11 protein-coding genes and 1 pseudogene are annotated in these 13,437 nt (G+C 41.3%); 7 read left to right on the forward strand and 5 right to left on the reverse strand.

All coding sequences use genetic code 11. The annotated features are described in order from the left end of the window. The first annotated feature begins 15 nt into the window (after nt 1–15). The 6 genes and pseudogenes from CRO25_RS26180 to CRO25_RS34025 all read left to right on the forward strand — a co-directional run. The gene (locus tag CRO25_RS26180; RefSeq protein WP_079697003.1) at nt 16–1,092 is read left to right on the forward strand and encodes a type II toxin-antitoxin system RnlA family toxin; all 1,077 of its coding nucleotides are present in this window, start codon (nt 16–18) and stop codon (nt 1,090–1,092) included. Between the two features lie 14 nt (nt 1,093–1,106). Next, on the forward strand, nt 1,107–1,469 hold the full coding sequence (locus tag CRO25_RS26185) for a type II toxin-antitoxin system RnlB family antitoxin (protein WP_079697004.1): 363 nt from the start codon (nt 1,107–1,109) through the stop codon (nt 1,467–1,469). Between the two features lie 489 nt (nt 1,470–1,958). After that, nucleotides 1,959–3,161, forward strand: coding sequence for a hypothetical protein (locus tag CRO25_RS26190; protein ID WP_143806602.1), 1,203 nt, complete (start codon nt 1,959–1,961; stop codon nt 3,159–3,161). Nucleotides 3,162–3,241: 80 nt separating this feature from the next. Continuing rightward, complete coding sequence (locus CRO25_RS26195) at nt 3,242–4,873, forward strand: ATP-dependent RecD-like DNA helicase (protein WP_143813210.1); 1,632 nt, start codon at nt 3,242–3,244, stop codon at nt 4,871–4,873. A 31-nt stretch (nt 4,874–4,904) separates the two neighbouring features. Next, complete coding sequence (locus CRO25_RS26200) at nt 4,905–5,459, forward strand: hypothetical protein (protein WP_143806603.1); 555 nt, start codon at nt 4,905–4,907, stop codon at nt 5,457–5,459. Between the two features lie 111 nt (nt 5,460–5,570). Further along, nucleotides 5,571–5,751 (forward strand): annotated as a pseudogene (locus CRO25_RS34025) (aldehyde dehydrogenase family protein); the annotation flags it as partial. 490 nt (nt 5,752–6,241) lie between these two features. Here CRO25_RS34025 and CRO25_RS26210 read toward each other — a convergent pair. The 5 genes from CRO25_RS26210 to CRO25_RS26230 form a co-directional block, all read right to left on the reverse strand. Further along, complete coding sequence (locus tag CRO25_RS26210) at nt 6,242–6,694, reverse strand: esterase (RefSeq protein ID WP_079697008.1); 453 nt, start codon at nt 6,692–6,694, stop codon at nt 6,242–6,244. A gap of 258 nt (nt 6,695–6,952) precedes the next feature. Beyond that, entirely contained in the window at nt 6,953–7,762 is an 810-nt protein-coding gene (locus CRO25_RS26215; protein ID WP_072733917.1) for an aminoglycoside N(3)-acetyltransferase, read from the reverse strand. A 214-nt stretch (nt 7,763–7,976) separates the two neighbouring features. Then, entirely contained in the window at nt 7,977–9,314 is a 1,338-nt protein-coding gene (locus CRO25_RS26220; RefSeq protein WP_079697009.1) for an MFS transporter, read from the reverse strand. 29 nt (nt 9,315–9,343) lie between these two features. Further along, nucleotides 9,344–10,060, reverse strand: a complete 717-nt coding sequence (gene deoD / locus CRO25_RS26225) for a purine-nucleoside phosphorylase (protein ID WP_063565775.1) — start codon at nt 10,058–10,060, stop codon at nt 9,344–9,346. Between the two features lie 209 nt (nt 10,061–10,269). Then, nucleotides 10,270–11,013 (reverse strand): GntR family transcriptional regulator, encoded by a 744-nt coding sequence (locus CRO25_RS26230; RefSeq protein WP_063565776.1) that lies wholly within the window; start codon nt 11,011–11,013, stop codon nt 10,270–10,272. Nucleotides 11,014–11,270: 257 nt separating this feature from the next. Between CRO25_RS26230 and CRO25_RS26235 the strand changes: the two genes are divergently transcribed. Next, nucleotides 11,271–13,394: a 5'-nucleotidase C-terminal domain-containing protein gene (locus tag CRO25_RS26235; RefSeq protein WP_079697010.1), complete on the forward strand. Its 2,124-nt coding sequence runs from the start codon at nt 11,271–11,273 to the stop codon at nt 13,392–13,394. The last annotated feature ends 43 nt before the right edge of the window (nt 13,395–13,437 follow it).

Raw genomic sequence — 13,437 nt, forward strand, 5'->3', positions numbered from 1 at the left:
AGGGTGGTAATTTTTATGAGTAATTTCATGAAGGATTTAAATTTGGATCGATTAAAGATAAAAGAACAAATAATCTCATATTGCCAAGATGAATATAAAGTGTTTGCGGTTAACGATGTTAAACATATGAACAATACACAGTATAGATGTGAATTTGTCGGAGATAATAAAAAAATAATGATTGATTTTTATTTTAAAGGAAATGGAACAACAACAATCAAACCTATTGGTCAAAACTTGGATGATTCTTTTAAAGCTGCTCTAAATATTAAAACAAATCTTTGTCATACAGATATTAAAGGATCTTCATACTCAATACCAAATGTAGAAAATGAAACCGTTAACTTACTTATTGAATACCTTTTAGAATTAGAAGGTGTTAATAAAATTAATGAAGACGTTGTGGAAAGCTATACCCTTTATAGATTAAAAGGTATGGATGGAGACAAAGTAGTAATTAAACACTTCACAAATAGAAGGCTACAGATACAAGGTAAACCATTATATCTTTATCAAGAAATAACTTGTTTTTTGGCTGAGCTCTCACCGTTTGAAGACATTGTTAAGGCGCAATCAGAATTTTATAATGTTTCCGTAACAAAAGAAGAAATCCAAGACGAATTTGATTCTTTGCTACCTAGAGCAAAGGGATTTATAGGTAACAGATTAAAAAGCGTATTATCACCTGCTTTAGCGTATAGACAGATTGATATTACGTTACCTGATTATTCTGGATTTGTATTCCCTGTATTACGTGCATTAGAAGGTTACATTAAATTATTATTCTTGACGAAGGGTATCCGAATTGCTAAGAGAAATGGGTTTGATAATCATATATTTTGTCATGATCAGAAATATTTTTTAAGGCCAGAGAAAAGGACCCTTATAAATTGTGAGGCTACGTGTGCAGCAATTGAAAGATCATTTAATTATTTTAACGAACATAGAAATGGACTATTTCATGCTGATGGAATTGACGCAAATATTCGACTTGTGGAAACAAAACAAGAAGCGGATCGTATCATAAATATAACATTTCAGATAATTGAGGAAACTTATAGTAAACTTCCGGTGGAATCAGCAGTTAGTTAAAAGGAGGGTTGGAAATGAAGACTTATGAGATACAAAAAATTGGTCATAACTCAACTTATTCATTTCTTGTTCTCTCAACAAGTTATTTTAGCCCTCTTGATTATTTGGACGAAGTAGCAGATACATTAGGTAGTGAATGCGAAGGGAAAATACTTTTTGATTTGTTACTTTCTAATGGAAACTCCTCTAATCGGTATATAGAAGCAACATTTAACGGACGGGAATTTGATTATTTCAGCTTTAAAATTCCATCGAATATTGATCTTGAAACCAAAGGGATTTCAGTGTGTTTTTACAAAGATCATAAACAGTTTTGGGAAAGCAACATTGTCAGTAACTCTTTCAAATTTTTGTTAAAAAAAGGTATGCTTTCGTAGGGTTAGCTAAAAAACATCAAGAACAGTACTTATGTTCTTGATGTTTTTTATTATGGAACAATATATATTAGGCCTTGTTGAACAAAAAAATAAAATATTTCTTTCTATTTATGATACGGTAGTTTATTTGATTTTCAGTTTACAACTACCTACTTATTCTTAGATTTGGGAGTATATTGATCCATTACAAAAAGGAACTAATTACTTTGCATAGGATATTTTTTAATAAGATCCAAATACGATTAACGGAGGAGTCCAAGGACTATATGATACACCATTTAACGATTCGAGTTCCATGGCATGATAGTAAATGGAGTGGCAAGGTTTGTGAGGATCCAGAGAGTAATGTGTTTTGCTCAACATTAAAAAGAATCCGAGAGACAAAAAAGCTCAGAGGAGCCACTCTTTTCCGGGAAAAGTTGGAGTGACGTAAGTACCAATGATTTACCGCCCTGTGTTGCTGAATCTGGTGGATTTATGAATTCGAGGGTGTGGGACCGATGGGTTGAGCATCCGTACCAAAAGATTAAATCAACTCGTGATACCCATGGTAATTTGCGAAAGACAAGAATTCCTGTGCCACCTTTTACGACTTTTGCAGTACCTTTTGCATATATGCTGTCAGAGAATCAGAGTGACCTAGACAAACGACAACCCAATAGATTCCCGGAGGACAAGGTAGCCCCGTTTCCAACTGCATGGGTATTCGGTCGAGAAAGGCAGAAGGAACTATTACGCCATTATTTTGAGAATCGCTATTTAAAGAAGGAGCAGTCACTAGTATTTTTTTATACCAATGAAGGACACCCGCTAGGTGATTCGATCAGCCGACTATTAGTTGGGGTCGAAACTATTATGAAAATAGGAGCCCTAGAAGAATATGATACTTTAGAGGAAGGGCAAGAAAGTTATCCACTCTGGGACAGACTTATTACGCACTCAATACGAGAAGAAGGTGAAGAGGGTTTTCTTTTGCCTTACCATGAGTATCTAACGTCCACTGGCGACGAAGCGGAAGATCAACGTAGGGCAGCATTGCTTGAGGAAATTATTGTTACTCCAGACTTGGCTCATAATCGTACATTCTCATACGCTTCAGAGCATGCCACACCAGACGTTGCGCTTTCAGTGCTAGTTCGATGTCTTCAGGCGGTAAAAAAGATTCGGGAGCATGGTATTGCAGAAGGCCCTTGGGAAAAGCGGGAAGATTGGTTAAACCAACAGATTGCAAAAGCCTGGGTTGAGAGAGGTGCATTTCCAGGGTTAGGATCGGCATTGGACGCACTTGGCATGCGGCTTGGTACGGCAATGGCTCTAGAACTAGCAGCCTCAGGTAGAGTGCCGAGTGACGAAGATCCTTGGCCAATAGTAGAGGGTATTTTAAGTGGAGTAATTCCACCACCCCAATCGGTATATGAAGAGAATATAGAAGTAATACGTCCTGTTTGGAGGAGTCTAGAACCATATCGCAAAGAGCTCCTGAGTTTGTTGTCCTGCTTTGCGCTAACCCCGGAGCAATGTTTGCACTGGTACCATCCTGAGAAACGTATTCGTATTACAGGAATGCTAATTGAAGATATAGACATTTTATCAAACCCTTATTTAATAGCGGAGGCGGACCTAGACAACGCTGATCATACTGCAGTTTCTATTGGTATGATTGATCGAGAGTATTTCCGGAGAACCAGTTAAGAAAGAAGCACCCCCTTCCGGAACGATCTAAAGTTGACTCGTATTCGGACATCCGTAGATTAAGAGCTGCAATTGTAAAAGTGCTTCGTGTTGCAGAAGATCAAGGCGATACTTTGCTTGGTGTTTCTGAGGTGGTCGAACGGTTGGGAGAAATTGATATTACCCAGTCATTTGATGTTACCTTAGAAATGGTGGTTGCATTTGTTCAGCAGATGAAGGACACAATCGTGACTGTCTCGGCTAAGGGAAGGCAAGGACAAAGTGATCTGATGGCTCTTCAGTTAAAAGGAATGAATGAGCGGGAGTCGTTATTGGGAAATCGATTGTTAGGTAGAGCGCAGGCAAAGCTACCAAGTCTTGAAGCAGATTGGCCAAATCTAATTAAGCAGGCTATAAGCTCAGCAAATGGGGTTTTTGATGATAGTAGCTCACGACATAGAGAAGCTCTAGAAGATCAAGCACTAGCACTTGAGCGAGTTACTTGTAGCAAGTTGTCAGTTCTTGTAGGGAGAGCAGGAACAGGAAAGACTTCGGTTCTCGGGGCTTTGTTAAGTTGCGAATCTCTAAAGAAGGATGGCATTCTTTTATTAGCACCAACTGGTAAGGCGCGAGTAAAGTTAAGTAAATCTACGCAGAAAGATAGTATGACTATTGCACAGTTTTTAATGCTGTGCAAAAGGTATGATACTCTGCGCCAGCGGCCTTTACTTGAGGTGACAGCTAGTGAAAAGTACCGTAAGGAGAAGACAATCGTTATCGATGAAAGTTCAATGTTAAATACTGAGGAGTTGTATACAGTATTAGACTCTCTAGACTTAGCACATGTACAACGTTTTATTCTTGTTGGTGACCCAAATCAGCTGCCCCCGATTGGGGCGGGGCGACCATTTGCGGATCTTGTCTCTAAGTTGGAAATCGATGGTGCAGATGGAAGGTTTGGCCAAGCTCTAGGGAAGTTGAATGTGGAAGTGAGGTCTCGAACAGGGGACAGCCAATCAGATACACTTCGTTTGGCATCTTGGTATACAAGGGAACTTCAGACAGTCGATGCAGACAAGGTGTTCGGTGATCTAGAACTTGGCGTAGAGTTTAACGATTTAGAGATCTGTCTTTGGAAAAATGCTGATGAACTTCGAGTCCGGTTATTAGAGCAGATGCAAAAGAATTTGGGTCTTAAACATCAAAATGATACGGCTGGTTTTAACAAAACGCTCGGTATGGTATCTGTCCGTCATTCTGACGTTGAATTTCATAACTCTGATTTCTCAGAGTACTTTCAAATACTATCACCCGTACGCAACCATCATTATGGTGTCGGAGAGCTGAACCGATGGATACAAGGGCAATTCCGTGGTGAACAGCTGAGGCGAGCAAAGAAGAAATTAGCCACTGTGCTTGGTGATGAAAAAATAGTACTGGCGGATAAGGTCATCCAGATAAGGAATGGATACAAGGATGGTTGGAACTTATCGTCGAATCGAAAAAATGATTCAATCTATTTAGCCAACGGAGAAATCGGTACGGTTGCAAGAGATAAAAATGGTTACCTGAATGTTATTTTTAACGGTCGCCCTGCTCAAAGTTTTGGGTATAACCATCGCGATTTCCCAATGGGTACTGGTGACTTGGAACTGGCTTACGCGCTCTCCGTGCATAAATCCCAAGGAAGCGAGTTTAACATTGTCTTGTTTGTGATTCCAAAAAAAATGTAAGCTTCTTTCACGGGAATTACTCTACACGGCATTGACTAGATCGAAACAAAAGACAGTGCTTCTTATAGAAGGTGAAGACGCTTCAACTTTGTTTGAATACACGAAGCCAGAGCATTCAGCGAGTTTAAATCGGAATACGAATCTTTTTGACACTGCGGTTGTTAGAGCAAGTCGAGAAAAGATCCCTTATTCTGAGCATTTATTGCACTTGACCGAGAAGGGACACTTGGTTAGAAGTAAATCGGAACTTGTCATTGCAACGAAGTTGTATAATCAGAAGATAGATTATCAGTACGAGAGAGAGCTAGAGGGCATTGATGTATTGGGTAATCGTTCTCGGATTCTGAGGCCAGATTTCTCAATTGAAACAGTAGCCGGTGATCTTCTCATATGGGAACACTTGGGGATGATGAATCGTGAGAGTTATAGGAAGGGATGGGAATGGAAAAAGGCTTGGTATGAACATAATGGATACACGCTGGGAAACAACTTATTTATTACGATGGACGATGAAAAAGGCGAATTAGATGCAAATGAAGTTGAACGTATCGTAACGGTAGTAAAGGAACGGATGAATGAGTTTTAGTTTTGGGCCCTTACGGGAAACCGTAAGGACCTTTATTTAAGGTTCTAAATTTTTACATCAAAGCCATGGAATTTGCCGTAAAGATGTTACGCTGAACCCTACCATAAGTAAGCTGGAGCGACAATGATCAATACAGCTGCTGTGCAGGGTCTCGATTGTTCGGTTTCCTTTCAGTGGCTTCAAGCAAACTGGTATTGGCCGTGAATACGGCGCGAAAGGTATCCTCACTTATACAGAAAAGCATGTCTTCAACGTTCCGAAGACAATGGATCTTCCTTATATAACAGAATAAATCTTATAGCACACAACTTCGACATCGTACAGGGAATGTACATGTGAAATTGAATGTAGGCTCTAACTTTGCGCTTTGTTTACTGATCTTTAGCATCAGTAGACAGGGCGTTTTTTTGTCAGATAAGTTTGACAGTAGCAACTTTTTAGAGAAAAAAATTAACCCATATCTGATGAAGGTGACCCTGACGCTTGATCTTGAACGAATAAGTAGGGAACGCTAGGCTTATTGACGAAGCATGAAGAAAATAAGAATTTGGCGCTAAGACGGTGGATAATGGGTGCTAAAGAGTGAGATGAAATCTGGTGACAATCAAAATAATAAGAAATAAAGAAGCCACTCCATTTTACTGGAGTGGCTTTGTACTCAGCTATTATACGGTGAACGGTATAATAGCGATCGTGATAAAGCAAAGGGTCGAGTTAAAGTTAGAATGTTAAATCAGCCCGATGGAGACTGTCCAAAGTCTACATTGTAGCCTGCACGGCGGCTATCTTCTACCTAGTGTCTCCCAAATTCCATGGAGCCAGGAATCGAACTCAGCATCTTTGTCGCCCTCGTAAGTATCATAAATATCCACACGTGTCTTTTGCAGTTTTTCCTTAAATTCCTCAAATGTGTGACCTTCAGGAAGGCTTTTTTTAATCCGTAGCAAAATTTTGTTAAGACCTTTAAACAGATCGCCTTTGTTTTTAGCAGGCATTTGTACATCTTCATCCAACTGCTTGAGCTTGAGATATGCGGCTTCGCGCACTTGAAACACTTGATCATTTTTCAAAACATAATGTAGCAACTGTATGGTAGGGACTGTATCCCAGTTTCCCAATTCGTTCACCGCATTCAGTCTGTCTCTCCAGCTTGCCGACCGATTAGCCGCTCGTTTGAGCTCTTCAAAGTTTTCCGGTAGTTCGTTAACTGATCCAATATCATGGTTGTTCGTCAAAGTTCAATCTCCTTAATCATCGCCTTCTCGGCAGAATGATGAATGTTAATCAGGTAAACACCATTATAGCACGAACCTGGCTAAACTACTTCATTAAAGCCGAGGTCGGGTAGACGGGGGAAGCCCCCAGTCTCTCACCGAACAAAACTGAAAGGCTCCCTTGCAGCAAAGTTTATGATATTCATCCGGATATGCCGATTATTGCCTTCGAGTTTGTTCATCATGATACCGCGCCCTCCACGACAGTCTTTTTCTCTGCTATAGATGCACCCTAGTGCGCTCCATCCATGCTGTTGCCCAGTCGATCAACGGTCTTTGTTCCAAGAACCGGACATCAGCGTCTCCAACTTTATGAATCTTCACGTTTTTTTCGGTATCGTAGTGCTGCCCTAATTCAATAAAATCTTCGTCGTTTACGGCTTGGGTCTTGTAAGTGACCCATTCGCGCTTGCCGTTAATCATCATGGCGCTACTTTCCTCGGAGTACTTCTTGCCAGGGAAATTTGCCCTTGTTTCCGCCAAATGCAGCGACGTGTTTTTTTCGTAGCCGACGCCAACCAAAAGCACATGGCCGTTTAACTGGTACAGCTTATCCAACGGGGAGCCATCTCCAAAAATGTTGCTTAAATCATGATTTTCCGTTATATATGACGCATGATTGCCCACCGCTGCTATGGAACGCGCAGGATGGTGTGACCTATGAGCTCCCGGCCACTTGCGAAACATCTCGGCTACGACACCCATACCGATTGCGGGGGTAACCTCCTTATCATAAGCGGGCCAGTGTTCTCTAATGGTAGGCCACCACTCTACGGGCTCCTCCCAATGCACACCTGTGGAAGGGTCGAGATTTTTCCATGTTTGGGATGGCATGATCAGAGTTCCTTTTTCTCCAATGATTTCAAGAAGGGATCGAATGAACGTCTCTGCTCCGCCTACAACAAAACCGAGCTTGCTTAACGAAGTATGAACCATGATGGTTTGTCCCTCCATGAGTCCGCAGCTTTTGAACTTGTGAATGAGGTCTTCTTTGGTTAGGATCGCTCTTGTTTCCTTCATGATCATCATTGGAATCTCCACCTTGTCATTTTAATAAAAAAACAAAAAACAACCCGGCTACAAGTAGCGGGGTTGTCTCTAGCAATGCTAGTGAAGCAGTGCCCTAATATTTCATTATATTGTACCAATCCTGTATCTATGCGGCAATAAAATTTACTTTGTTTCAGGAAGGCTGAGAGTGTTTATGGTGATTTTGAGCGTTTTAATCTATGGATACCTTTAATTACTTCGACTCAGTGAGTCGGCCCACAAGCAATCCGTACATCACTAGTGCGAACAAGGTAATGATTGAAAGGATCCATAATACCGTTCCAAAAGATACTACATCCATAAGAGATGCGGTATAGGTGATGCCTATGGAAGCGGATACATTTAACACCAAGTTGTAGAATCCAATGGCTGTTCCTGACTTTTCTGCAGGGATGGAGCGTACACAGGATTCAAGCAAAGGCGCGTACATGAATGCGAATGACCCCGAGAACAGCAGCATGGAGAGAACATATACAGGAATCGAGCCTCCAATAAGGCCGGGTAAAGCCAAGCTGAATACGATTATGCCCATAGCAATGGAAACGGCTTGCTTATTGGTCAATACTTTTGCTATTTTCCCAGACAGCGAACCGACTATTATCGCCGTTACATAGCCTGGTATCAGCAGCAGTGAGATCGTATCGAGCTGAAGATCATACAACTTTTGAAGCAGGAATGGGAAAATAAAGATGTAGCCCAGTTGAACGGAATAAATCACAAAGGCTATGGCAAGTACGGATGCAAACCGTTTATTTTGAAAAAAGGAAATCCCAATGAACGCCTTCTTACTTTTACTGATATAGCCAAGAAAAAGTGCTGCAGTGGCTACGAAACTCATAATAAAGATCCAGTTGAAATCCGTTAAATACATCAACACAGAAGTAGTAATGGCCGATATGAGAATCAGACCGATGAGATCAACATGGCTCTTCCGAGATCGTTCCTTCGGCAAATATTTAAGAATGAAGGGAATTAGGAGTAAGGACAGCAGCGGAATTAAGAATAATGTTGACCAACTTAAATAGGTGGACACGTACCCCCCGGTAATGGAACCGATAACAAGAGAAAGTGAATAGCTGCTTGTGCTGAGACCCAGGAACTTCTTCTGTTCATCTTTGGGCAGGTGTTTCATTACATAGATAACATATAAAGTTTCAGCTGCGGCCAGACCTGCAGTCTGGATCATACGAGCAATAACAATGATTAGATAAGAGTCTTGAAAAATATACCCAATAATCGAACCTATGCAGATTAATATAATCCCTGCAACCAACAGCTTTCTGATACTAATGGAGTCGGCCAAAGAGGCATAGATGACGGCGCCAATCCCAATCACAAGTCCCGCTAATGAAGCTTGCAAGCTAACCATAGTTGCCGAGATTCCCAGATCATCGCCTATTGCTACTGAAACCAACTTGAATGAGTTATCGATGATTAAGGCAAAGACGAAAAAGAGCAGAATGACAGGGACTGCCCTTTTGGCTTGAAAGGGCGGGGTATTTTGCGGTGTATGTTCATTTATTGTAGCCATTCGCCACATTCCTTTCCGGAATCAGATGATCAAGCAAGTTCCAGTGCAATTTCCATCATTTTAGTAAAAGCGGTCTGTCTCTCTTCCGAGGTCGTGGATTCATGTCTGAAAATATGATCGCTGATCGTCAAAATACACAGGGCGTTAACGCCCGCATGTGCTGCGTTCATATACAGGCCAGCAGATTCCATCTCGGCGCATAGAATTCCCATCTCGCTCCATCTCTTCAGCGCCGTTGGGTCCGCATTATAGAAGATGTCACTGGAGAGCACATTGCCTACATGAACCTTCTGCCCCTGCGCATCGGCTATTTTCTTGGCTTTTTCCAAAAGTTCGAATGATGCCGTAATCGAATAGTGACCCGGAAGGTTGTACTGGTGTCCATAATTGGAATCGGTTGCAGAACCCATCGCGAAAACAATGTCATACAGGTTCAAATGATCTTGAATCGCCCCTGCGGAACCAATACGAATGAGATTCTTCACACCGAATACATGAATCAGCTCCCATGAGTACAGACTCATGCTTGGTGTTCCCATTCCAGTACCCATCACTGATATTTTTCTATCCTTGAAAGTTCCCGTATAGCCCAGCATACCGCGAACATTATTGAACTGGACGACATTTTCCAAATAGTTCTCTGCAATAAACTTTGCTCTTAAGGGATCGCCTGGCAATAGAATCGTCTCTGCGATTTCTACTCCTCCAGGTTGAATATGCGGCGTTTCTTTAGGGGATGTGCTCATTTCAAATCTCCTCTTCTTTATGAATTGGTATAGTTGTATAAAAAGTTGTCTAATTGGTATGAGAATAAAGTACCACACATCGCATTCTCTATCAACTAATTTTTTATGGAATAAATTCCCGCATTCTTTCCTGGTAGTCGATCTTGTATGCAAAAGGGCAGTGACCTCTCCTATATGGAGAAGTCACTGCCCTGCAATGATAATAAGTCCTATGGTTTCGAAGCATTAATTACAATCTGGCTAAATTCTTTAGGAATATAATATTTATTGTATACAATAGGGTACTGTTCATTTACATATAGACTTTCCAGCAGCAAATCGCACCCCTCGCCGGCATCCAGTTTATATTTTTGAGATGAGGCATTCATCACGGTGGAATGTCTGACCTCTACCGTTGCAGAGTTAGCCAGCTCATATACCTTGTTCTCAAGCATGTCCAGCAATTGTTCTTCATTCTGGAGATCCAGGTTCAATTCTGTTACGGCCTCAATGGCCATAAAGGTAAATCCGTAAGCCACCGCTTGTCCTTTACTCATATACCAACGTTCAATGGCTACTACAGCTGTGGCTTTTCTTTTCAGAACCTCTTTCGTGTAGTCACTCTCAAGGTCCAGTCTGAACTGGATGTCGACATGATCAATGTCCTCTGTATGGCACTTATAAATAGGATTTCCGATTTTCTCCAGCCCAACATTCCTCTGCACCATTCGAGTTCGGGTAACAAAGTTCCCTTTACCATGAATACTCGTCACCAGACCGTCATCTTGCAATAGAGCTAATGCTTGTCTCAACGTCATTCTGCTTACGTCGAACATTTTGGCAAGTTCAGGTTCAGCAGGCAATTGACTATTGGAGGGGAACACACCACTCATGATCTTTTTGAATAGTTCATCGTATACGGTAAGGTATAGCGGTTTTTTTTCTTTGGGTAGATGTCCCGGCTTTATTTCCATCGGTTCACACACCTATTCTCTTAATTCATCAGTTAGAGCATATTATAGCACACCTGTAATCGTTGAGTTTGGGCGAATCTTATGTCCGAAATTTTGTTTAATCCGGTTCTTACGAAGTAGTGACATATAAAAGTAGGTTCCTTCTCTATCAATCTTTAAAATTTTTTACATCCATTTGATATATTCTACGACTTTTATGAATTGAACTATGGTAAAATATTTCAGGATCTATAATTGGAGAGGGGTTTTGTTAATTCATGTATTGGAAAAAAGTTCTGGGCCAAAGCACAATTCGTGTGGCAACTGCTGCACTACTACTCACCCAACTATTGGGCGCAGCAGGTTCTGTCTCTGCCGCAGGCAAAGATGTAGAAGTACACTTGATTGGTATCAATGACTTCCACGGTCAGTTAGATACCACATCGATCGTTAGTGATAAAAAGGCAGGAACGGCTCCAATTCTAGCAACCTACTTAAAAGAAGCTCAAGCAAAATATGAGCATTCCCTACTCTTCCATAATGGAGACTCTGTGGGTGCATCTGCTCCAGTCTCATCTCTCGATCGTGACGAGCCTACCATGGAATGGATGAATATGATGGGCTTTGATGTAGCTTCTCTAGGCAATCATGAATTCGACCAAGGTGTCGCTGCTTTGAAGGCACAAATCTTTGGTGGCCTTGATCCAAAAGAAGGAAAAGTAACTCATGCTGGTGCAAAATTTGATTACGTCAATGCAAACGTCATTGAAACTGCCACTGGCAAAACATTGATTAAGCCGTATGTTATTAAAGAAGTAGGCGGAGTCAAAATCGGATTCATCGGATTAGTGACGAAATCCACACCTGCCAAAGTATCCCCATCTGGGACAGCTGGTGTGCGTTTCTTAAGCGCAGAAGAAGAAGTTGAAGCCGTTAATAAATATGCAAAAGAATTACAAGATCAAGGTGTAGAAACGATCATCGTTTTGGCGCATGATCCAGCAACAACCAAAGAAGGCGTAACCACTGGAGAAGCGGCTGATTTAGCAAAAGCTTTGCCAGCAGATTCCCCTGTTGACGTTATCGTTGCAGGTGACAATCATGCCTTAGCTAACGGTGAAGTGAATGGAAAATTGATCGTTCAAGCGTATTCTTATGGTACGGCATTTGAAGATATTAAATTGATGATTGACCCTGCAACTGGGGATGTAACCGAAAAATCAGCTACAGTTACATCGACTTTCCAAGAGGGTGTAAAAGAAGACCCTGAATCTTTAGCTATTATTAAAAAATCATTAGACAAGCATCCTGAGCTGACTAAGCCAGTAGGTACAACGGATGGTTCTGTTACCCGTACAGATGCTTATAATAACGAAGCCGCTCTGGGCAACCTCATTGCAGATTCAATGCGTGAAGCAGACTTTGGGGATAAGGCAAGTGCTGCTGACTTTGCATTTATGAATCCAGGTGGTATTCGTGCGGATCTGCCAAAAGGCGATGTGACCTTTGCTGATCTTGCTAAAATCCAACCGTTTGGTAATACTCTAGTGAAACTGGAGTTGACTGGAGAACAAATTAAAACGTTGTTGCAGCAACAATGGGGTACCAACGCTGACGGTACACCAAATACCAAAACTCTACAGATCTCTGGCTTGAAATATACTGCAGATTTCAATAAACCAGTGGCGGAACGTGTTACTGGTCTCACTCTTGAAGATGGCTCACCTATTGATCCTGCAAAAACATATACGGCTGTAGTTAACAACTTTATGGCTGCAGGTGGAGATAACTATAAAGTGCTAGTAGATGCTAAATCATCCTTGGCTGGTCCTATCGATCTGGATGTATTCTACCAGTACATTGTAGATACGTATAAAGGCGCTGACATTGTGGCTAAAACGGAAGGACGTATCACGAATCTAGCTGCATCTAAAGAAGAAACAGAAACACCTGCAACAACAGAATTTATTTCCCGTGCTGAATTTGTTAGTGCTCTAGTAGACCTGTTGAAACTGAACGAAGTAGCTGCAGCACCTGCATTCAAGGATGTTGCTGCTAACGCTTCATATGCAGATGCAATCGCTGAAGCGATTCATGCTGGATTCATTCAAGGCTACGGTGGTAACTTCAATCCTGATCGTGATATCACTCGTGAAGAAGCAGCTACCATTCTTGCTAAATTGGTGAAAGATCAAGCTTCTGACAAAAATGCGGCTACGATTATTGCAGGTTTTGAAGATGGCAAAACCGTTTCTACCTATGCGGTGAAACCTATGGCAAAACTGATTGACAAAGGTATTCTTAGTGCAGCAGAGAAAAATCTGCTTCAACCTAAACAAGGTCTTTCTACTAACGATGCAAAAGCTTTAATTCAAAAAGCTGTTGCAGCAAAAGCTTCATAATTTAAAAAGAATCTATCATTCTCGAACCACCTGTGTAACAACA

Origin of the sequence: Paenibacillus sp. RU5M (genome assembly GCF_900221055.1) — a bacterium.
Lineage (GTDB): Bacteria > Bacillota > Bacilli > Paenibacillales > Paenibacillaceae > Paenibacillus > Paenibacillus marchantiae.